The organism is Microtetraspora sp. AC03309 (assembly GCF_020826795.1).
Classification (GTDB): domain Bacteria; phylum Actinomycetota; class Actinomycetes; order Streptosporangiales; family Streptosporangiaceae; genus Microtetraspora; species Microtetraspora glauca.
The window spans coordinates 1-21957 of sequence record NZ_JADDIL010000093.1; the positions used below are offsets into that span (position 1 = coordinate 1).

The window sequence follows — 21957 nt, forward strand, 5'->3', positions numbered from 1 at the left end:
GGGGAGGCGGGTACGGGGGAGGCGGGTACGGAGGCCGTGCCGTACGTCGAGGAGGTCGGCGAGATCTGGTGCGAGGTGCTCGGCCGCACCGGCATCGGCCCGGACGAGGACCTGTTCGACCTCGGCGGCCACTCGCTGTCGATCACCCAGATCATCGCGAAGGTCCGCGAGCGGCTGGATGTCGAGCTGCCCTTCGACGTGTTCTTCGACGCGCCGACGATCGCCGGGGTCGCCGAGGAGATCGCCCGCATGAAGGAGGAGGCATGCTGAGGGAACGCCTGGCCGAGCTGGTGTCCCAGGCCAGTGACGGGGAGCTCGCCGTCGCCGACATCCTCGCGGCGGACAGCGGCCTGCCCGCACTCGGCGTCACCTCGCTCACCTACCTGCGGCTGATCGACGCGATCGAGTCCGAGTTCGGATGCGACATCGACCTGGACGGCCCCTTCCTCGACACCCTCGACGGCCTCGCCGACCACCTGACCCGGCAGCTCGACGGCCGATGACCGGACACCAGGGCCTTCCCGGGCTGACCGAGCTCGCCCCGGAGACGGTCGAGTTCACCGGCGCGCGGGGCGGCGAGTACCCGCTGTGCTGGGGACAGCAGATGATCTGGGGCTCGACCCGGTGGCTGGACGACGGCGACCCGTACTTCAACCTGCCCTGGGCCCTGCCCATCAGTGCTCCGGGCGGAGGCGCGGGTGACCTCGCCGCCGTCCTGCGGGCCGTACGCCGTCTCGTCGAGCGGCACGAGACCCTGCGGACGGCCTACGTGGAGAGGCCGGAGGGCACCGTCCAGCGGGTGAACCGCGCCGGACGGCTCACCGTCGGCGTGTACGAGGCCGCCGCCAAGCCGATGAGCGCGGCGCGGGCCCTCGCCGCGGACCTGGCCGCGACGGGATTCGACTACGCCGCCGAGTCGCCGATCCGCTGCGCCGTCGTGCTCGTCCGTGGACGGCCGCGCGCGCTCGCGCTGGCGTTGTCCCATCTGGCGCTGGACGGCTGGTCGCTGAACCTGCTCGCCGCCGAATGGCCGCGGCTCCTCGCCGGTGACGACCTGCCCGAGCCCGTACGGCAGCCGCTCGACCAGGCCGCGTTCGAGAGGGAGGGCGCGGGTGCCGCGCGCGGCGCGCAGGCGCTGCGCCACTGGCGGGCGGGCCTGGCGGCCGCGCCACGCTCCATGTTCGACTTCCCGACGAGGGAGCCCGACGAGCCGCGGTTCGTCCGGTACGGGATGGAGTCGCTCGCCATGGCGGTCGCCGCCGAGACGCTGGCGGCGCGCTGCTCCGTCACCACCTCCAGCGTGCTGACCGTGGCGAGCGCCGCGCTGCTGGCCGCGCTGACCGGGCATCGGAAGGCGGCTCTGCAGCTCATCGTCTCCAACCGGCACGACCCCCGGATCCGGGACATGGCCGGTCCCGCCGCGCTCGACGGGCTCTTCGTGATCGACCTGGCCGCCGGCACGTTCGCGGACGCCGTACGCAGGGGGCATCGGCAGGCGATGGCCACCTACCGGAACGGGAACTACGACCCGTCCGCGGTGCGGGCCGTCCGGGACGAGGCGGCCGGACGACGCGGCGCCGAACTCGACCTGGACGTGTTCTTCAACGACATCAGGCCGGACGGCCGCTGGCCGAACCTGCCGCCCGCCGACCCGGATGACCCCGGCACGCTGAGCACGCTGGCGGGACGGACCAGGACGTTCTTCGTCGGCGGCTACCCGAAGGTCAAGGCGCGCGCCTTCTTCGCCACCGGGGCGGCCACGGCGACATGCGAGTTCTTCGTCCTCGTCGACACGGCCTACCTGCCGAGGGAGACGGCAGAACGGATGCTGCTCGGCCTGGAGGCCCTGCTGGTCCGGGCGGTCACCGAGGAGGTGCCGCTCGACCGGGTGGCCGAGGTCTGCGGTGTCGCCCCCGTACGGCGGCCCGCCGGCTGGACCCTGATCGGCGACGACTGGGTGTGCCCGCCCGAGGGCGACGGCCGGACGACCGGCGCCCCACCACTTGAGATGACTCGGAAGGTGACATGACCGACTCCCAGATGCGCGTGGTCGTCAACGGCGAGGAGCAGTACTCCGTCTGGTGGAGCGACCGCGAGCCGCCCCTCGGCTGGACGGCGACCGGGTTCGAGGGCACCCGTCAGGAATGCCTGGACCACATCGAGACGGTGTGGACCGACATGCGCCCGTTGAGCGTCAGGGGCCGGGACAGGTGACCACGCCCGCCCGCCGCGAGGCGCTGCTCAGGCGGCTCGCGGACCTGCCGCCGGGCCGCCGCGCGGCGCTGCTCCGCTCCCTCGGCCGCTCCTCGGAGGGGGAGTCCGCCGGGAGGGCGTGGCCGCTGTCGCCGGGCCAGGAACGCCTGTGGTTCCTCAGCCGGTTCGATCCGCGGGACACGAGCTACCACACCCCCTGGTGCGTACGGCTGCGCGGGCCGGTGGACGTGGACGCGCTCGGGGCGGCCTTCACCCGGATCGCCGAGCGGCACGAGGTGCTGCGGACCAGGTTCCGGCTGGTCGTCGACACACCCGCGCAGATCGTGCTGCCGCCCTCGCCGGTGCCGGTCGAACGGATCGACGCCCCCGGGACCCCGGATCCGGAACCGGAGGACGTGGACCTCGCGCTGGCCGCGTTCGTCAACCGGCCGTTCGACCTGGAGAACGGGCCGCCGCTGCGTGTCTCGCTGATGCGGCTGGGGGAGGACGACGCGCTCCTGTGCATCGTCCTGCACCACATCGTGGTCGACGGCTGGTCGCTGGACGTGCTGATGCGCGAGCTCGCCGAGTACTACGCGGCGCGGCGCGAGGGACGCGAACCCGAGCTGGAGGAGCTGCCCACGCAGTACACGCGCTTCGCCGTACAGGAAAGGGAGCGGGACCACACGGCGCGTCTGGCCTACTGGACCGGGAAGCTCGCGGGCGTGCCCGCGCTCGACCTCCCGGCCGACCGTCCACGCCCGCCCCGCTGGACGGGAAACGGCGGCCGGGAACACCTCCTGCTCTCCCCTGAGGAGATCGCTCCGCTGGAGCGGCTGGCCAGGGAGCTGCGGTGCACGCCGTTCATGGCCCTGATCGCCGCGTACCAGGCCATGCTGGGACTGGCGGCGGGACAGCATGACTTCTGCGTGGGCGTACCGGTCGCGGGCCGGTCCAGGAGCGAGCTGGCCCCGCTTATCGGCTACTTCGGGAACACGCTGGTGCTGCGCGCCGACCTGTCCGGGGACCCGACCTTCCGCGAGTTCCTCGGCCGTACCCGCGAGACCACGCTGGCGGGCATGCGGCACGCGGACGCGCCGTTCGAGCTCGTCCTCGCCGCGCTCCGGGTGCCCCGCGACATCAGCAGGCCGCCGCTGTGCCAGGCGATGTTCAACCTGCACAACCTGCCGAAGGGCGGCCTGCTCGGGACGGCGATGGGCGATCTTTCGGCGGAGCACCGTCCGGCGCCGCCGACCGGCCATACGAAGGCCGAGATCTCCGTGGACATGTGGCGCGGCCCGGAGGGGCTCGGCGGGGTCCTCGACTACAGCGGCGACCTCTTCTCGCCCGCGACGGCGCGGAGGTTCGCCCAGGCCCTCGGCGACGTCGTACGGCGGGCCGGAGTGAACCCTGACCTCCGGCTGTCCGAGCTGAGCGCGACGTGACGAGGAAGTGACGGGGAAGTGACGAGTTCGACCGTGGAAGGCGCATGAAGGTGAGCGGTGGAGTGAGCGGTGAAGTGGGCGGTGCCGTGAACGGTGTAGTGAACGGTGTCGTGACGGCGCTCGGGCTGATCCGCGGATGGCGTGAGCTGAGCCCCGACGCCGTCGCGGTGAGCGGCGCGGGAGGCGAGCTGACCTTCCGCGAACTGGACGACAGGGTCGGCCGCCTCGCGGCGGTGCTGCGCGGGCGAGGGGTGGGACCCGAGGTTCCCGTGGGGCTGTGCCTCGACCGGTCTCCCGGCATGATCGTGGCGATGCTCGCCGTGTGGGCGGCCGGAGGCGCGTACGTGCCGCTCGACCCGGCCTTCCCCGAGGAACGGCTCCGCGTCATGCGCGAGGACGCGGGCATGGAACTGGTGCTGACCCAGCCCTCCGTGGACGCCCGGCTGTTCGACGGGATCCGCGACGTCGTGGAACTCTCCCCGGACGGCACCCCGCTCGGCGCGGCATCCGAAGGCCGGCGGGATTCGGAAGGCCGGCGGGATTCGGAAGGTCCATGGGATTCCCACGACCCGAGGCACGTTGACGGGCCGGTGGGCGAGCTCGCCTACCTGATGTACACCTCGGGGTCCACGGGACGGCCCAAGGGGGTCGCCGTGCCGCACCGCGCGGTGGCGAACCTGCTGGAGTCCTTCGCGTCCCTGCTTGAGCTGACCCCGCGGGACGCCTGGCTCGCGGTCACCACGCTGTCCTTCGACATCTCCGTCCTCGAACTGCTGCTTCCCCTGGCCTGCGGTGCCCGGGTGGTCGTGGCCTCCGCCCACGAGACGGCGGACGGCCGCGCGTTGCGGTCCCGCGCCGTCGCCGAGGCGGTCACGGTCATGCAGGCGACACCGGCGAGCTGGCGGATCCTGCTCGACTCCGGAGGCGTACCCGAGGGGATCAGGACCCGCCTCTGCGGCGGGGAGGCCCTTCCCCGCGATCTCGCCGACGCGCTCCTCGGCGACGGCGCGCGGCTGTGGAACGTGTACGGCCCGACCGAGACGACGGTGTGGTCCACCGCCGGGCGGGTCGCGCCGTCGCCCGCGCCGGTGGACCTGGGGGAGCCGATCGGCAGGACGTCCGTGCACATCCTCGGCCCGGACGGGCGTCCCGTACCGGCGGGCGAGGCCGGCGAGCTGCACATCGGCGGCGCGGGAGTGGCCCGGGGATATCGGGGCATGCCCGCCCGGACGGCCGAGCGTTTCCTGCCCGACCCCTTCTCCGACGTGCCCGGTGCCCGCATGTACGCCACCGGCGACCTGGCGAGGATGCGGGACGGCAGGCTGCACTACCTGGGCCGCGCCGACCAGCAGGTGAAGGTCCGCGGCTTCCGGATCGAGCTCGGCGAGATCGAGAGCGTCCTGCGCTCCGCGCCTGAGGTCGGGAACGCCGCCGTCGGCGTGTGCGACGGCCCGGACGGCCTGCCCCGCCTGGTCGCGTACGTGGTCCGCGGGGATGGGGGCGCCGAAGAGTTGTGGCCGGTGCTGCGGGACCGGCTGCGCCGGCACGTCCCGGAGTACATGGTGCCCGCCCATCTGGTGGTGCTCGACGCCCTTCCGCTCACTCCCAACGGGAAGCTCGACAGGAACGTGCTGCCGTCGCCCGAGTGGACCCGCGCGCGGACCACTCCGTACCGGCCTCCGGCGACCGCGCTGGAGGAGGAGCTGGTGACGATGTGGGGCGACGTGCTGGGCATCGAGGAGCCGATCGGCGTCGACGACGACTTCTTCGAGCTCGGCGGCCACTCGCTGACCGCCACGCAGATCATCGCCAGGATCCAGGCGCGGTTCACCGTCGCCGTGCCGATCGTGGTGTTGTTCGAGCACCCGACGATCGCGGAACTGGCCGTGGAGATGGACCGCCTCGACGACGACGACCTCGACCTGGCCGAGGTGGCCGCGCTGCGCGACGAGCTCGACGGTCTCGGCGCCGATGACCTGGCGGCCCTCTTCGACGAACTGGCGCCGGGCGCATGAGGGCCCCGCTGTCCCCGACTCAGGAGCGCCTCTGGCTCCTCCAGCGCCTGTATCCGGACGACGCCTCCTACACCATGTACCTCGTGCGGCGGCTGCGCGGACCGCTCGACCCGGCGGTTCTGGAGGAGGCGTTCGCCCAGGTCGTCGCCCGGCACGAGAGCCTGCGCACGGGATTCACCGAGGAGGACGGCGTGCCCTGGGCGGTCGCCGTCCCCGCTGTCCCCGCCGATCCGGCCGCGGGCCTGGTCGAGTGGCTCGACGCGGGAAGCCGGGAGGAGGCGGAACGCCTGGTGGCCGGACGCGTCAACGCGCCGTTCGACCTCGCCGCGGGTGTGCCGCTGCGGATCGCGGTGATCGGGATCGGCCCGGACGACCACGTCCTGTGCGTCACGATGCACCACATCATCGGCGACGGCTGGTCCCTGAACGTGCTCCTCGACGACCTGGCCGAGTGCTACACCGCCCGGTCACAGGACCGGGAGCCCCGGCTGCGGCCGTTGCCCGTCCAGCCCACGGACTACGCGCGCTGGCAGCGCCGCCGGGCCGAGCGTGCCGTCCCGTACTGGCAGGAGAGGCTCGCCGACCCGCCGCCGCCCGAGCTGCCCTTCGCCACGACCTCGGCGCAGGGCGTCGCCAGGCACGGCGCGTTCCATCACGTCCGGGTCGGGGAGGACGTGGCGCGCGGCCTCGAACGGCTCGGACGCGAGCACCGGACGACCCTGTTCACCGTGCTCATGGCGGCCTACCAGGTACTGCTGCACCGCCACACCGGCCAGACCGACCTCCTCGTCGGCACGGCGGTCGCCGGCCGTGATCGGGTCGAGCTGGAGCCACTCGTCGGGTACCTCGCCCAGACGGTGGTGCTGCGCGGCGACCTCGACGGAGACCCGGCGTTCACCGACCTGCTCGTGCGCACCAGGACCGAGGCACTGAGCGCGATGAGCCGGCCGTCGGTGCCCTTCGAGCGGATCGGGCATCCACCCGAGACGCTGATGCCGACCATGCTGATCCTGCACAACCAGAACGTGGGACCGACCCGGCCCTTCGGTGAGCTGGCCGTGAGCCTGTTCCCGGACGGCTTCGGCCAGGCCAAGCTCGACCTGCTCACCGAGGCGTGGTGGGACGGCCCGGAGCTGGTCGTCTCCTTCTGCTACGACGCGGCGCGGCATGAGGCCGGGGAGGCGGGGCGGGAGACGTTCCGACGGCTCGCCGACCGGTTCCTGCTCCTGCTGGAATCCGCCGTGGCCGAGCCGACCCGGCGGATCTCGGAGCTGCGGATCTGGACGGACGCCGACCAGGCGGACATCCGCGCGCTGGCCGGTGACGGCGCGGACGCGACCGGCCCCCTCGTCCCGGAGATGATCGCCGAGACGGTACGGCGCACGCCGGACGCGGCGGCGGTGATCTGCGGTGAGACCGTGCTCAGCTACCGGGAGCTGGACGCGAGGGCGGGAGCCCTCGCCGCCGCACTCAGGGACGGCGGTGTGCGGCCCGGTGACCTCGTCGGCGTCTGCCTGCCCCGCTCGGTCGAGGCGATCACGGCACTCCTCGCCGTCTGGCGGGCCGGGGCGGCGTACCTGCCGCTCGATCCGGCTGATCCGGACGAGCGGCTCGCCTTCTCGCTCGGCGACTGCGCGGTGACGCATGTGATCACCCATCGCCCCCTGCCGGGCGCGTTCACCCTGATCGACCCGCGGGCCGTGCCCGGCTCGCCGATCGAGCCTCCGACCGATCCGCCTGTGGGGCCGATGGACGTCGCCTACGTCATCTCCACCTCTGGCTCGACCGGCAGGCCCAAGGGCGTGGTGGTCGAGCACCGCGCCATAGCGGCCCGCGTGCGCTGGATGCGGGAGGAGTACCGCCTGGCGCCGGGCGACCAGGTGGTCCAGTTCGCCTCGCTGAGCTTCGACACCCACCTCGAAGAGGTGTTCCCCACGCTCGCCGCCGGGGCCGCCCTGGTGCTGCTGCCCGAGGGGGCGGCGACACTGCCCGACCTGCTCGTGTCCCCGGCGGGGCGCCGGATCAGCGTGCTCGACCTCCCCACCGCCTACTGGCACCACCTGGTCGAGGAGATCGACCAGATCGCCTGGCCGCCGTCGCTGCGCCTGGTGATCATCGGGGGCGAGCAGGCGTCCGGTGGATCCGTGGCCCGCTGGCACGACAGGTTCAGCAGGTTCGACAGGTTCGACAGGTTCGGCGGCTCCGGCGGGTCCGGTGAGCGGGTCCGGCTCGTCAACACGTACGGTCCGACCGAGGCCGCCGTCATCGCCACCGCGACCGGCCTGGACGGCGCCGACGGTGGCACGGCCGGCCGGCCTCCCATCGGGCGGCCGGTCGGCGCCACCACGGTCCACCTGCTCGACGGACGGGGCGGCCCGCTGCCGAAGGGAGCCGTCGGCGAGCTGGTCATCGGCGGAGCCGGAGTGGCGCGGGGCTACCTGGGCCGTCCCGCCCTCACCGCCGCCGGGTTCGTCCCCGACCCCGGCGGCCCGCCGGGAGCCCGCCGCTACCGCACCGGGGACCGGGCCCGCTGGCGGCAGGACGGCAGGCTGGAGTTCCTGGGCCGGATCGACGAGCAGCTCAAGGTTCGCGGCTTCCGGATCGAGCCCGGGGAGGTCGAGGCACGCCTGCTCACCCACCCTGACGTGGGGCAGGCGTTCGTGACGGTCCGCGCCGAGGAGCTCGTGGCGTACGTGACCGGAACCGCCGCGCACGAGGAACTGCGTGCGCACCTCACGCGTGCGCTGCCGCGCCATCTCGTCCCGACGGCCTGGGTGACCCTCGACGCGCTGCCGCTCACGGCACGCGGCAAGATCGATCGGGCCGCGCTGCCCGAACCGGCGCGGGCGGCCTCCGCCGGGCAGGTCCCTCCGCGTACGGACGCGGAGCGGCTCGTTGCCGGCACCTGGGAGGAACTGCTCGGCGTGGAGGCCGTGAGCGCCTTCGACGACTTCTTCGCGCTGGGCGGCCACTCCCTGCTCGCGACCAGGATCGCGGCCAGGCTGCGCCGTACGACGGGGGTGGAGGTGCCGGTGCGGACGATCTTCGAGAGCAGGACCGTCGCCGAATTGGCGTCGGCCCTGGAAGACCTGCTGATCGCCGAGCTTGCCGGGATGTCGGACGAGGAGGCCGAGCGCCTGCTCTCCACCTCGGAGGCGTGATCGCCTGAAGGATCCGCACTGTCCGGCGGTTGAGCAGGAGGGTGAGGCGGCCTCACCCTCCTACTCGATCAGTCCTGAGGACTGAGGACTGAGGACTGAGGACTACGGGCGGGCCAGGGCGTAGAACTTCTGGCCGCCAACAGTGACCGTGGTGCAGTAGTACTCGGGGCCGGCGGCGTTGGCGGCGGAGTTGCACGCCTTCGCGCCCGCTGCCGTGTAGCCGTACCAGCGGACGATGACCTGGGCGCTGGCCGGGCTCGGCAAGGCGGCGATGCCCAGTGCGGTGGTGACGGCAACAGCGGCCATGCCCGTGGATACTCGCTTCAGCATATTCCTCATAGCTACATTCCTTCCAAAAGTAATGATTTATGTAGCGGCACAACAATTACATCCATGGACGATAGTGGCGAAATGTACAGACCGCAATAGGTTTGTTGAGAGATGGCATGACGCAAGTGATGGTTGGCCGTCAGAGGTCGCGATTCGGGCGCCCTGGCGGATCCAGCGGGGTGAAGCCGCCGGTCATTCCGGTGAAAGGTGACACCATACGACTGGAGTGGGCAGAGATGGACAATTAGCCTCAAATGGGAAATGTGGTCGATTTCCCTTCCATGGCACTTTCGCCGACCCACAACAACCCTTGGCCGTGTCGCTTCTCATGCGGTTCATCTGGGTATCCAGCGCGGCGCCGCGGAATTGTGTCGAGTGGTTTCCGGACAGTAGTCAGGTCACCTGGCAAGGTGCCTGCTGATGACCAGGCGCTGGATCTGGTTGGTGCCCTCGAAGATCTGCATGATCTTGGCCTCGCGCATGTAGCGCTCGACCCGGAACTCCCGCGTGTACCCGTACCCGCCGAAGACCTGTACCGCGTCGGTGGTGACCTTCATGGCGGTGTCGGTGGCGACCAGCTTGGCGACGCTCGCCTGCCTGCTGTACGGGAGGCCGGCGTCGCGGCGGCGGGCGGCGTCGAGGTACATCGCGCGGGCGGAGTCCACGCCGGCCGCCATGTCGGCGAGCAGGAAACCGAGCCCCTGGTGGTCGATGATCTTCTTGCCGAACGCCTGGCGCTCCTTGGCGTAGGCGACGGCCTCGTCGAGCGCGGCCTGGGCGAGGCCGGTGGCGCACGCGGCGATGCCGAGCCTGCCGGAGTCCAGGGCGCTGAAGGCGATCTGGAGGCCCTGCCCCTCCTCGCCGACCAGCCGGTCGGCCTCCAGAAGCGCGCCGTCCCAGTGCGCGCTGGTCGTGGGTACGGCGTGCAGGCCCATCTTCTCCTCGGGGCGGCCGAAGGTCAGGCCGTCGGCGGCGCCGGGCGCGAGGAAGCAGGAGATGCCCCGGCCGCCCTCTCCCGTCCGCGCGAACAGGGCGTAGAAGTCCGCGATGCCCCCGTGGGTGATCCACGCCTTGTTGCCGGTGATCCGGTAGCCGCTCTCGGTCTTTTCCGCCTTGCAGGTGAGCGCGGCGGCGTCCGACCCCGCCTGCGGCTCCGACAGGCTGTAGCCGCCGACGATCCGCCCGGCCAGCATGTCGGGCAGCCAGCGCTCCCGCTGCCGCTGCGTGCCGAAGGAGGCCACGGGGAAGCAGGCCAGCGTGTGCACGCTGGTCGCGACGGCGACCGCGGCCCATCGGGCCGCCAGCTCCTCGATCACCTGCAGGTACACCTCGTACGACCGGCCGCCGCCGCCGAACTCCTCGGGGTACGGCAGGCCGAGCAGCCCGGCCGCGCCGAGCGTGCCGAACAGGCCCTCGGGATAGGTCTCGGCGCGCTCGTGCTCGTCGACCCGGCGGGCGAGTTCCTTGTCGGCGATCTCACGGGTGAGCTCGATGAGATCGCGGGCGTCCTGGTCGGGCAGCAGGCGTTCGACGGGCACGGTCACTCCTGGGGGGTGAAATGTCGGTCTTATGGATCAGACGGTATGCGAAGCGGGCTCGTCCAGGCGTGCGAGGGCGGTCCTCGCGCTCTCGCGGAACTCGGCGACACGGGCGAGCTTGATGTCCTCGTAGCCGCGGATCGCCTCCGGCAGGGCCGCGATCCCGGCGACGGCGTCGGCGGTGCCCGGGGTGAGCCGGGTGAGGGCGTCGCGCATCAGCTCGCGATACTCGCCGACGAGCTCCCGTTCGACGCGGCGCACCCCGGCGTAGCCGAACACGTCGAGCGCGGTGCCGCGCAGGACGCGGGCGGCGCGCAGCCCGCGGAACAGCACCCCCGCCGACCGGCGCACCCGGATCTTGCGCTTCATGCCCAGCGCCCGGAGCAGCGGCGGATGCAGCAGCACGGACACGACGGCGTCCGGACCGAACTCCTTCTCCCGCCTGGCCTTCTCGACCGGGTCCAGGTGCAGCCGGGCGACCTCGTACTCGTCCTTGTACGCCATGAGCTTGTGCAGCCCCCTGGCGTAGGCGAGGGCGATCCGCGTCCCGGCCTCGTCACCCGCGCGCTCGGTCGCCAGGGCCGCCACGCGGCGCACGTCGTCGGCGTACCCGCGGGCGTAGGCCGCGTTCTGGTAGCCGGTCAGATCGGCGGTCCGGGTGGCGAGCGCCCGCTCAAGATCGCCGGTTCCCGGGGTGTCGACGTCCACCGCGGGCGCGGCCGGGGGTGCGGCCGCGGGCGCCGCGGCCGCGAGTACGGCCTCTCGGTCCACGACGGCCGCCCGTCCCCAGCGGAAGGCCGCGAGATTCTGCCCGACGGCGGCCCGGTTGAGCCGGATGGCCTGCTCGATGGACTCGGCGGAAACCGGGACGCAGCCGTGCTGGAACGCCGCGCCGACGAGCAGCATGTTGGCGGGCATGTGGTCGCCGAACAGCGCCTCGGACAGCCCGTGGGCGTCGAGGTAGACGTTGTCGGCGCCGCGCGTGGCCGACTCGACCCGGACGATCGCGTCGGCGGGCGAGCCGGGCACGGCGGCGCGTCCGGTGACCATGGCGGCGGTCGGCACGACGGCCGTGCTCACCACGGCGATCGTGCGCTCGGGCGACGCGACGGACAGGTTGCCGTCGGCTGCGGCGCCGAGCAGGTCGAAGCCGATCAGCACGTCGGCGGTGCCGGTGGAGGCGCGCAGCGCGCCGGTGACCGGCCGCGGTGAGATGCGGACGTCGCTGACGACGGGTCCGCCCTTCTGCGCCAGCCCGGTCTGCTCCAGCCCGGCCGCGTACAGGCCGTCGAGGTGGGCGGCCATCTGCAGGATCTGCGAGACCGTGACGACGCCCGTGCCGCCGATGCCCGGCATCCTGATCAGGACCGGCCCGCCGTCGAGCCTGCTGACCGGCTCGGGCAGCGCCACCGGCGGGGACGGCATGTTCGCGGGCTGCATGTTCGCGGGCGTGGGCCGCGTGCGCCGCTTCCCTGGCTCGACGAGCAGGAACGAGGGGCAGTCGCCCTTGAGGCAGCTCAGGTCGGAGTTGCAGGACGGCTGATGGATCCGGGTCTTGCGGCCGAACTCGGTGTCGACGGGCTGGACGGACAGGCAGGTCGACACGTCCCCGCAGTCGCCGCAGCCCTCGCAGACCCGCTCGTTCACCACGACCTTCGCCGTCGGCGTGGGCAGCTTGCCGCGCTTGCGCAGCCGGCGTTCCTCGGCGGCGCACCGGTCGTCGTGGATCAGCACGGTCACCCCGTCCACGGCGGAGAGTTCGCGCTCGGCCGCGGCGAGGTCGTCCCGGTGCCGGACGCTCGCGATCGGCGCCAGCCGTACCCCGCGATAGGTCTCCGGCTCCGGCGTGGTGATCACAATCTGGCGGACCCCTTCGGCGGCCAGCGACCTCGTGAGCGCGGGGACGTCCAGGCGGCCCTCGGCGCGCTGGCCCCCGGTCATGGCGACGGCGTCGTTGTAGAGCAGCTTGTACGTCATGGACACGCCGGCGGCGACGGCGGCGCGGACGGCCAGCGAGCCGGAGTGGTGGAAGGTGCCGTCGCCGAGGTTCTGCACGAAGTGCGGGTCGTCGGTGAAGGGGGCCAGGCCGAACCACTGGGCGCCCTCGCCGCCCATCTGGGTGATGCCGACCCGGGCGCCGCGCCCGTCGCCGTCCAGGGCGATCATGGCGTGGCAGCCGATGCCGACGCCGACCAGCGTGTTGTCGGACGTACGGGTGGAGGTGTTGTGCGGGCATCCCGAGCAGAAGTACGGCGTGCGCGCGGCGATCAACGGCAGCGTGCGGCGTGCCCGCGTGGCGGGGGTGAGGGACCGCAGGCGGACGGCCGCCGCCCGGGGCAGCCGGTCGCCGCCGACGCACGTGGCGAGCGCCCTCGCCACGTCCTCGGCGCCGAGGGTGCCGCGGGCGGTGAGCAGCTCGCGGCCGACCACGGCGGGGGTGCGCTCACCGCCGTAGAGCGCCTGCTTGAGCTGCCCCTCCAGGAACGGCACCTTGTCCTCCACCACGAGCACCCGGTCGAGGTCGGCGGTCATGGCGGCGAGTTCGTCATGGGCCAGCGGGAACGGCATCGCGAGCCGGATGAGGCGCAGGCCCAGGTCCTCCATCGCGCTCTCGTCCAGGCCGAGGTCCGCCAGCGCCCTCTGTACCACCGCGAAGGCGGTGCCGGAGGCGAGGACGCCCAGGGTGGCGCGACGGGCGCCGAACATCACCCGGTTCAGGCCGTGCGCACGGGCGTAGTCGCGGGCCAGTTCCAGCCTGCGGGTCAGCATGTCGTGCTCGGCGTCCAGGGAGGCGGGGCCGACCAGGATGGGCGACCCGCCGCGATCGGGGTGGTCCGGCGCCGGGACGCCGTCCCGGATCGGGCCGAGGTCCACGGTGGCGGACGCGTCGGCGACGTCGGCGACGATCTTGAGGCCGGTCCACAGGCCGGTGACGCGGGACAGGGCGACCGCGTGCAGCCCGAACTCGATGATCTCCGCCACCGAGCCGGGCGCGAGCAGCGGCATGGACAGGCTCTGGCACATCGGCTCGCACGAGCTGGGCACGGTCGAGGACTTGCTGCCCGGGTCGTCGCCGATCCAGGCGACCGCGCCGCCGAGCGCGGCGGTGCCCGCCACCGTGCCGTGCCGGATGGCGTCGGCGGCCCGGTCCAGGCCGGGGTTCTTGCCGTACCAGAAGCCCGTCACCCCGTCGTACCGCCGCCCCGGCACCTGGCCGAGGAGCTGCGTTCCGGCCACCGCGGTTGCCGCGAGCTCCTCGTTGAGCCCGGGCCGGAACACCACGCCCGCGGGTTCGAGGAAGCGCGCGGCCCGTCCCATCTCCAGGTCGACCCCGCCCAGCGGTGAGCCCTGGTATCCCGACACGAAGACACGCGTGTTCAGGTCGCGCTCGCGGTCCAGGCGGCGCTGCTCCAGCGTCAGGCGGACCAGGGCCTGGATGCCCGACATGACCACCCGGCCGTCAACGGACGTGTACCTGTCATCGAGTGACACAGTCGTCTGCACGGTGGCCGGCGCCTCGGCGGGATTGGGGCTCACGCGAACCTCCTGGTCGTCGTCCGGAGGACGGTCGTCGTTCGGGGGAGCCCCAAGCACAGCAACGCGTCCTGGTGCTGCGCAAGTATCAGCCGACCAGAAGCCATAAAGACGCAAACTCTTTGCGGCGGGAGCCTCTTTCGCTAAGGTTCCTTTCGCCGACCCGAGGAGTTTTCGCATGTCCGAGATCGATGACATCGACCACCGCATCCTGCGGTTGCTGCGCGAGGACGGGCGCAGGACCTTCTCGGAGATGGCGGTCGAAGTCGGGCTCTCGGTGGCCGCGGTCAAGCGGCGGGTGGACCGGCTGCGGGAGATCGGCGTGATCACCGGCTTCAGCGTCCAGATCGACTACGCCAAGCTCGGCTGGGGGATCGAGGCGTTCACCGAGCTGCGCTACCCCGGCACGACCCCGGTGAGCGAGATCGTCCGTACGGCGACCGACGTGCCGGAGGTCCAGGCGGTGTTCACCATCGCCGGCGACCCCGACGCGCTGATCCACGTCCGGGTCCGCGACCTCGGGCACCTCCAGCAGGTCATCGACCGCCTGCGCCGGGCCGGCAACGTCACCGGCACCAAGACGCTGATGGTGCTGGGCTCGTGGACCCGCGACGCCCTCGCCCGCGACGACCGGCGGCCGGTGTTCTGAAGCTCGTAGGCTGAATTTCTCGCACGTGACGGACAGGAGCGCTGAGGTGGCCGAGACGACGCCGACCGAGACGATGGTGGCCGAGGTGATGGCCGAGCTGACCGAGCTCGAGGACCCGAAGGCACGCGCGGTGAACGAGAAACACGGTGACGATCACGGTGTGAACCTCGGCAAGCTGCGCGCGCTCGCGAAGCGGCTGAAGACGCAGCAGGAACTCGCGTGCCGTCTCTGGGAGACGGATGACACCGCGGCGAGACTGCTGGCGATCCTGATCTGCCGCCCGAAGGCGTTCGGGCGTGACGAGCTGGACGTCATGGTGCGTGAGGCGCGCAGCCCCAAGGTGCACGACTGGCTCGTGAACTACGTGGTGAAGAAGAACCCGCACTCCGAAGAGCTGCGCCTGGCCTGGTCCGCCGATCCGGATCCGGTGGTTGCGAGCGCCGGTTGGGCGCTGATCACCGAACGCGTGGCAAAGAAGCCCGAGGGCATCGACCTGGCAGGACTGCTCGACGTCATCGAGGCGGAGATGAAGGACGCCCCGGATCGCCTGCAGTGGGCGATGAACCACTGCCTGGCGCAGATCGGGATCGACCACGCCGAGCACCGAACCCGTGCGATCGACATCGGTGAGCGCCTGGAGGTGCTCAAGGACTACCCGACTTCCCCTGGCTGCACGTCTCCGTTCGCGCCCATCTGGATCACCGAGATGGTGAGCCGGCAGCACCATAAGTAGGACCGGACGGTCGCCCGGCTGGTTCCCGGCGCCCAGGCGGCGGCGAGCGGGTAGCCGGGCGGGACGAGCCTGCCGTCACGACGCACCTGGACCGGACCGGACCGAGGACGCCGAACCGCAGACTCATCCAGCCTCCGGTACTCGCTGCCGCTACGCCGACGCGCGGATCACCAGATGGGTGTCCAGTATCACCACGGGCTGCTCCAGCGGGTCGCCGTTGATCCTGGCGACCAGCAGCTGCACCATCTGGCGGCCCATCGCCTCGGTCGGCTGGTGGACGCTGGTCAGCGGCGGCTCCGTGTGGAGCGCCACCCGGGAGTCCTCGAACCCGATCAGCGCCACGTCGCCCGGCACGCTCAGGCCGCGCTCCTTGAGCACGTGCAGTGCGCCGACCGCCATCGCGTCGGACGCCGCGAAGACGGCGTCCAGGTCCGGATGCCGTTCGAGGAGCTCCCGCATCGCCGTGGCGCCGCTCGCCTCGGAGAAGTCGCCGTACGCGACGCGCTCGCCGGTGCCGGTCGCCAGCAGGGCGTCGCGGTATCCGGCGAGACGGTCGACACCCACGCCCATGTCCTGCGGGCCGGCGATCGTGGCGATCCTGCTACGACCCTTGCCGAGCAGGTACTTCGCCGCCTGCCGGGCGCCGGCCCGGTTGTCCATGTCGACGTAGCTGTACGGCGTGAGCCCGACCGGGCGGCCGCCCAGCACCGTCGGGACGCCCATGGCCTCCAGCCGCTCCGGCAGCGTGTCGGCCCCGTGCACGGACGTGAGCAGGACGCCGTCCACGTGCTGGCCGGTGAGGTAGTCCTCCAGCCGGTCGTGCTCCGCGCGGTTCTGCGCCATCGTCAGGATGAGCTGCAGCCCCGTCTCGGAGAGGGCCGAGCCGATCCCGCGGATGATGCCCGCGAAGAACGGCTCGTCGAAGATCCGCTGTTCTGACTCCGACACCACCAGCGCGATGGTGTCGGTCCGGTTGGTGACCAGAGCCCGCGCCGCGCGGTTGGGCACGTAGCCCAGATCCTTGATCGCCAGAAGCACGGCGTCCCGGGCCTTCTCGCTCACCTTCGGCGAGCCGTTGATCACCCGTGACACCGTGCCGCGTCCGACTCCGGCACGGGCGGCGACTGCCTCCAGAGTCGGGCGCGCCCCCTGTCGGCGGTCCCCGTTCATCGTTGCCCCCTCCTGAATTTCCCGGCCCTGTCCTGTGGGTCCTGTGGGCCTATTCTGCTGGGCCCAGGAGCCCGCCGTGACGCGCCGTCTCCGCGTACCACAGGGCGCTGTCCTTCAGGATCCGCCGCTGCGTCGGATAGTCCACGTACACCAGGCCGAAGCGCTTGTCGTAACCCCATGCCCACTCGAAGTTGTCCATCAGCGACCAGGCGAAGTAGCCCTGCAGCGGGATGCCCGCCTCGATGGCAGCATGACATGTCCGCAGATGGGCGTCGATGTACGCGAGACGATCCGGATCATGAACTCGGTCGTCGGCCGTGAGCTCGTCCTCGAAGGCCGCGCCGTTCTCCGAGATGATCAAGGGGATGGGAGGGTATTCCCGCGTCAGCCGGACCAGCAGTTCGTTCAGGCCCGAGTCGTCGATCTCCCAGCCCATGGCGGTGACGGGACGGCCGCCGTTGACGAAACCGACGTGCTCGCTGCCGACCCACGGCGATCCCGAGTCGGTCGGCGCCGCGGCGGCCGACTGCGCGCCGCCCGGAGTGCCCGACACGGTGAACCGGCTGTAGTAGTTGATCAGCAGCATGTCGATCGGCGCGGCGATCGTGCCGAGGTCGCCGTCCTGGATGAACCCGGTGTCGGTGATCTCGCGCAGGTCCTCCAGCACGTCCTCCGGGTACGCGCCGGTGAGCAGCGCGTCAAGGAAGAAGCGGTTCTGCAGGCCGTCGATGCGCCGGGCGGCGTCCCTGTCGGCCTCGCTGTCGCTCGCCGGGGTGATCGCGTAGAGGTTCACGCACCCGCCGATGAGGGAGTCGGCCCGCTGCGCGCGCATCGCCTGTACGGCGAGCCCGTGGGCGAGGTTCAGGTGGTGCGCGGCGCGTACGGCCGCCGCCGGCTCGCGCCGTCCCGGCGCGTGCTCGCCCGAGGCGTACCCCAGGAACGCGGCGCACCACGGCTCGTTGACCGTGCTCCAGTTCCTGACCCGGTCGCCGAGCCCGTCGTGCACGACCGCCGCGAAGTCGGCGAAGCGCTTCGACGTGTCGCGCGCGGGCCAGCCGCCCGCGTCTTCCAGCGCCTGGGGGAGATCCCAGTGGTAGAGCGTCACCCAGGGGTCGATGCCGTAGCTGAGCAGCTCGTCGACGAGCCGCTTGTAGAAATCGAGACCCTTGGCGTTGATCTCCCCGGCCCCGTCGGGCTGGATCCGCGGCCAGGACACGGAGAAGCGGTACGCCGTCAGGCCCAGGTCGGCCATGAGCCGCACGTCGTCCCGGTAGCGGTTGTAGTGGTCGATCGCGACGTCGGCGTTCTCGCCGCCCACGACGCTCCCCGGCCTGCTGACGAAGGTGTCCCAGACGGACGTCCCCCGCCCGTCCGCGGTGACCGCGCCCTCGATCTGGTAGGCCGAGGTCGCGGCGCCCCAGACGAACCCCGTGGGGAACATCAGCCCGGGGAGCCGGGTCTCGGCCTGAGTCTCCTGCGTGGTCACGCTTTGACCGCACCTTCCATGAGTCCGCCGATGATCTGGCGGCCGAACAGGACGAATACCAGGATGAGCGGGAGGATGGACATGGCCGTTCCGCTGAAGATGAGCACGTAGTCGGTGCCGTACTTCGCGTTCAGCGAGTTGATCGCGACCTGGACCGTCGGGTTGTCCGGAGTCAGGGCGATGAGCGGCCACATGAAGTCGTTCCAGGTGAGCATGAAGGTGTTGATGCCGAGCACCGCCATGCCCGGCCGTACGGCCGGCAGGATGACGTTCCACCAGATCCGCAGCGTCGACGCGCCGTCGACGCGGGCCGCCTCCACCAGCTCGTTGGGCACGGCCTGCTCGGTGTACTGCGTCATCAGGAAGACCCCGAAGCCGTTCAGCAGGTACGGCAGGATCACCGCCTTCAGCGTGCCGATCCACTCCAGGTTGACCATGAGCCGGTACAGGGGCACGATGCCCATCTGCTGCAGCGGAACCATCATGGTCACGAGCACGAGCAGCAGGAGCACCTTGCCGCCCTTGAACCGCAGTCGCGCGAAGGCGAAACCGGCGAAGGTCGAGATCAGCACGACCGAGATCGTCACCGTGGTGGCGATGATCAGCGAGTTGGTCAGACCGGCCAGGTAGTGCGCGTCCTCGTTGGAGAGCACCCGCTGGATGTTCTGCCCCAGGTTGCCGCCGGGCAGGAACGGCGGCGGGATGTCGGTCGCCTCCTTGTTGGTACGCGAGGCGATGACGAGCATCCAGTAGATCGGGAAGGCCGAGATGACGATGGTGACGACCAGTACGATCTTCGTCCACGGCGTGGCCGACCACAGGTCGGCCTTCTTGCGCCCCTGCTGGGTGCGGGGCCGGTTCCCCGCGGTGAGCGTGGTCACTTTTTGCCCCCGATCCGGCGGACGAGCAGGAAGTTGATGAGCGACCCGATGAGGATCATCAGGAAGAGAAGCCACGCGGCGCCGGACGCGTACCCGTAGTCGAACTCGCGGAAGCCCTGCTCGACGATGAACATCGACACGGTCTGGAACTGGCTGTTCGTGCCGCCGTGGACGTTGCCGCCGTAGAACGTGGTCGGCTCGGCGAAGAGCGTGAGACCGCCGATGGTGGAGTTGAGCACCACGAAGATCATGGTCGGCCGCAGCATGGGCACGGTGATCTGCCAGAACTGGCGGCGGCGGGAGGCCCCGTCGATGGACGCCGCCTCGTAGAGGTCCTTCGGGATGGTCTGCATCGCGGCCAGGAAGATGATCGCGTTGTAGCCGGTCCACCGCCAGTCGATCATGGTCGAGATGGCGATCCACGAGGGGATCCGCTGGGCCTTCCAGTCGATCGGATCGACGCCGAACCAGTCGAGTGTCCAGTTGATGAAGCCCCAGTCGCGGCCGTAGAGCTGGGTGAAGACCACGGCGACCGCGACGACGGAGGTGACCAGGGGGAGCAGCACGCCCATGCGGACGAACAGCTGGCCCTTGATCCGCTTGTTCAGGGCGTTCGCGAGCAGCAGCGCCAGCAGGATCTGCGGCACGGTCGCGATGAAGAACATGCCCAGCGTGTTGACGACGGCGTTCCAGAACGCGCTGTCGGACAGGAGCGCGGTGTAGTTCCCGAGCCCCGTCCACTCCTCGGTTCCCGTGAGGTCGAACTTGAAGAGCGAGTACCACAGGGTGAAGCCGAGCGGGAAGATCCCGAAGATCAGGAAGAGCAGGAAGTACGGCGAGACCAGGAGGTACGGCGCGGCCTTCAGGTCCAGCCAGGACAGGAAGCCGCGGCCCTGCGGCCGCCGCGCGTGCCCCCTCCGTGGCGGGAGCGGTGCCTGGGTGGACCGTCCCGCGTCGACGTTTACGCTCATGGGTTACCTTTCAGGCGGAAGCAGGCGACCGGCCCGCCGGCGGGGTGCCGCTGCGGCGGGCCGGTGCTGATTCAGCGAGCGGGGATCAGCCCGCCGCCTTCACGGCGTCGTCGACGAGCTTCTGCCAGCCCTGGGCGTAAGGGACGGAGCCGTCGTCGATCGCCGACACGACCGACTCGATCGCGTTCTTCACCTGGGCGTGCTTGACCCCGAGGAAGACCGGCTGCAGCGACGAGGCCGACTTGGCGAAGATGTCGCCGACCGGCGCGTCGTTGAAGTACTCGTTCTTGGCGCTTTGCACCGCCGGGTCCTGCTGGGCGAGGGAGTTGCTCGGCATGTTGCCGGCGTAGGTGAAGACGCTGACCTCACCCTCCTGGCCGGTCAGGTAGTCGAGGACGGCCGCGGCCTCCTTCGGGTGCTTGCTCTGCTTGGGCACCGCGAGCCACGAACCGCCCCAGTTGCCGCCGCCGCCCGGGACCGCCGCGACGTCCCACTTGCCCTTGAAGTCGGGGCCGGCCGCGTCGTCGCCGCTGACCACGCCGAGCATCCAGGCCGGGCAGCCGAGCGTCGCGAACTGCGACTTCTTCATGCCCGTCTTCCACTCGTCGGTGAAGTTGCGCAGCTTGGCCGTCAGGCCCTCCTGGCTGATCTTCGCGGCGAAGTCGTAGGCCGTCTTGACCGCCGGGTTCTTGTCGACGATCAGGTTGTTGTCCTTGTCGAAGTAGGTGACGTTGCCGCTCTTGGCGGCTTCCTGCACCGCGACCACGTTGAAGAGCGTGTTGGTGCCGTCGACGAACTTCGTGTCCTTGACCTTGGCCTGGAACTCCTTGCCGACCTTGACGAAGTCGTCCCACGTCGGCCAGAGCTTGCTGACCTCGTCGCGGTCGGCCGGGAGGCCGGCCTTCTCGAAGAGGTCGCGGCGGTAGCAGAGGCTCATGCCGCCGATGTCGGTGCCGAGGCCGAACACCTTGCCGTCCGCGGCCACACCGCCGTCCCACTTCCAGGAGGCGAAGTTGGCCTGGCGGTCCTTGAGGCCGTACTCGCCCAGGTCGGCCCACCACTCGGGGTGCGCCTTGGCGAGGCCCATGCCGCCCTCGTCGATGCCGACCACGTCACCGGCGCCGGTGCCGGACTGCAGCCACTGGATCATCTGCGGCCAGTACACCTGCTCGAACTGGTCGGTGAGGTGCTCTTCCTTGATGATGATGTCCTTGTGGGAGGCGTTCCACTTGTCGATCGCCTCCTTGTAGCCGAAGTTCTTGCCACCGCCGAAGGTCTGAACCTTGATGGTGACAGGCTCCGCCGCGGCGGCGCTGCCGCCGTTGTCGGCCGGCTTGTCGTCGCTGCCGCAGGCCGCGGTGACGCCCAGGGCGAGCGTCGTCACAGCGGCGAGCGCGAGCAGCCTGCCGCGGCGGGAGTTGTGCATCATTCCGGACCCCTCTCAGGTGGTATCCCGAAGTCATGGGAGGTGCATCCCGGGCCGGTCCCCGACTACAGGCCCGCGATTGGTGTGCTGGATCCAACGGGTGGAATCCCGCGTGAACGGTTCGTGCTCGCTGTCGCAGAAGCACGTTGGGAGCGCTCCCACGAAGGTTGCTCCATGAGCAATGTCAGCGTCAATATGCCGAAACCTAACTGTTACTCCAGGCGTCATTTGATCTCTGGAACGCGACAATAGACCACAAAGGGTGCATACTACGGTTTGGGAGCGCTCCCATCACATACGACCCAAACGGCTCACGGAGTGTGACCTTGTGGAAGCGCTCTCCCGCGCCCGGAAGGCGTACCGTGGGCGGGCCGAAACAGGGGCTCTCGACGGCGTCGGCGCGGTCGGCGAGCGCCGCCCCGCCC

17 protein-coding genes are annotated in these 21957 nt (G+C 71.0%); 9 read left to right on the forward strand and 8 right to left on the reverse strand.

From position 1 onward, the window contains the following. The 7 genes from IMZ11_RS36990 to IMZ11_RS37020 form a co-directional block, all read left to right on the forward strand. Positions 1-270 (forward strand): phosphopantetheine-binding protein (locus IMZ11_RS36990; protein ID WP_228647250.1); only part of this gene is annotated, 270 nt, incomplete at its 5' end. Continuing rightward, entirely contained in the window at positions 264-503 is a 240-nt protein-coding gene (locus tag IMZ11_RS36995) for an acyl carrier protein (protein ID WP_061260233.1), read from the forward strand. The genes IMZ11_RS36990 and IMZ11_RS36995, both read left to right, overlap by 7 nt. Then, the gene (locus tag IMZ11_RS37000; protein WP_228647252.1) at positions 500-2029 is read left to right on the forward strand and encodes a condensation domain-containing protein; all 1530 of its coding nucleotides are present in this window, start codon (positions 500-502) and stop codon (positions 2027-2029) included. The genes IMZ11_RS36995 and IMZ11_RS37000 overlap by 4 nt, the downstream gene beginning before the upstream one ends. Next, on the forward strand, positions 2026-2214 hold the full coding sequence (locus IMZ11_RS37005) for an MbtH family NRPS accessory protein (protein ID WP_228647254.1): 189 nt from the start codon (positions 2026-2028) through the stop codon (positions 2212-2214). Before IMZ11_RS37000 ends, IMZ11_RS37005 begins: the two co-directional genes overlap by 4 nt. Beyond that, positions 2211-3638 carry a condensation domain-containing protein gene (locus IMZ11_RS37010; protein ID WP_228647256.1) on the forward strand — a complete coding sequence of 476 codons (1428 nt, stop codon included), beginning with the start codon at positions 2211-2213 and terminating at the stop codon, positions 3636-3638. Before IMZ11_RS37005 ends, IMZ11_RS37010 begins: the two co-directional genes overlap by 4 nt. A gap of 62 nt (positions 3639-3700) precedes the next feature. Next, positions 3701-5653: a non-ribosomal peptide synthetase gene (locus tag IMZ11_RS37015; protein ID WP_228647258.1), complete on the forward strand. Its 1953-nt coding sequence runs from the start codon at positions 3701-3703 to the stop codon at positions 5651-5653. Beyond that, positions 5650-8814, forward strand: coding sequence for a non-ribosomal peptide synthetase (locus IMZ11_RS37020; protein WP_228647260.1), 3165 nt, complete (start codon positions 5650-5652; stop codon positions 8812-8814). Before IMZ11_RS37015 ends, IMZ11_RS37020 begins: the two co-directional genes overlap by 4 nt. Positions 8815-8916: 102 nt before the next feature. Here the strand turns inward: IMZ11_RS37020 and IMZ11_RS37025 are convergent, their stop codons facing one another. The 3 genes from IMZ11_RS37025 to IMZ11_RS37035 form a co-directional block, all read right to left on the reverse strand. After that, positions 8917-9120: a hypothetical protein gene (locus IMZ11_RS37025; protein ID WP_228647262.1), complete on the reverse strand. Its 204-nt coding sequence runs from the start codon at positions 9118-9120 to the stop codon at positions 8917-8919. A gap of 422 nt (positions 9121-9542) precedes the next feature. After that, positions 9543-10682: an acyl-CoA dehydrogenase family protein gene (locus tag IMZ11_RS37030; protein WP_228647264.1), complete on the reverse strand. Its 1140-nt coding sequence runs from the start codon at positions 10680-10682 to the stop codon at positions 9543-9545. 36 nt (positions 10683-10718) lie between these two features. Next, positions 10719-14219 (reverse strand): indolepyruvate ferredoxin oxidoreductase family protein, encoded by a 3501-nt coding sequence (locus IMZ11_RS37035; RefSeq protein ID WP_228647266.1) that lies wholly within the window; start codon positions 14217-14219, stop codon positions 10719-10721. 175 nt (positions 14220-14394) lie between these two features. Between IMZ11_RS37035 and IMZ11_RS37040 the strand changes: the two genes are divergently transcribed. Beyond that, entirely contained in the window at positions 14395-14865 is a 471-nt protein-coding gene (locus IMZ11_RS37040) for an Lrp/AsnC family transcriptional regulator (RefSeq protein ID WP_061260240.1), read from the forward strand. Between the two features lie 88 nt (positions 14866-14953). Next, positions 14954-15598 (forward strand): DNA alkylation repair protein, encoded by a 645-nt coding sequence (locus IMZ11_RS37045; protein ID WP_228647269.1) that lies wholly within the window; start codon positions 14954-14956, stop codon positions 15596-15598. 150 nt (positions 15599-15748) lie between these two features. Here the strand turns inward: IMZ11_RS37045 and IMZ11_RS37050 are convergent, their stop codons facing one another. From IMZ11_RS37050 to IMZ11_RS37070, 5 genes are all read right to left on the reverse strand, one after another. Next, entirely contained in the window at positions 15749-16768 is a 1020-nt protein-coding gene (locus tag IMZ11_RS37050) for a LacI family DNA-binding transcriptional regulator (protein ID WP_228647271.1), read from the reverse strand. Between the two features lie 49 nt (positions 16769-16817). Next, positions 16818-18209, reverse strand: a complete 1392-nt coding sequence (locus IMZ11_RS37055; RefSeq protein WP_255707639.1) for a GH1 family beta-glucosidase — start codon at positions 18207-18209, stop codon at positions 16818-16820. A 41-nt stretch (positions 18210-18250) separates the two neighbouring features. Continuing rightward, positions 18251-19135 carry a carbohydrate ABC transporter permease gene (locus IMZ11_RS37060; protein WP_228647275.1) on the reverse strand — a complete coding sequence of 295 codons (885 nt, stop codon included), beginning with the start codon at positions 19133-19135 and terminating at the stop codon, positions 18251-18253. After that, positions 19132-20106, reverse strand: a complete 975-nt coding sequence (locus IMZ11_RS37065; RefSeq protein ID WP_228647277.1) for a carbohydrate ABC transporter permease — start codon at positions 20104-20106, stop codon at positions 19132-19134. Before IMZ11_RS37065 ends, IMZ11_RS37060 begins: the two co-directional genes overlap by 4 nt. An 85-nt stretch (positions 20107-20191) precedes the next feature. Then, positions 20192-21535, reverse strand: a complete 1344-nt coding sequence (locus IMZ11_RS37070) for an ABC transporter substrate-binding protein (protein ID WP_228647279.1) — start codon at positions 21533-21535, stop codon at positions 20192-20194. Between the last annotated feature and the right edge of the window lie 422 nt (positions 21536-21957).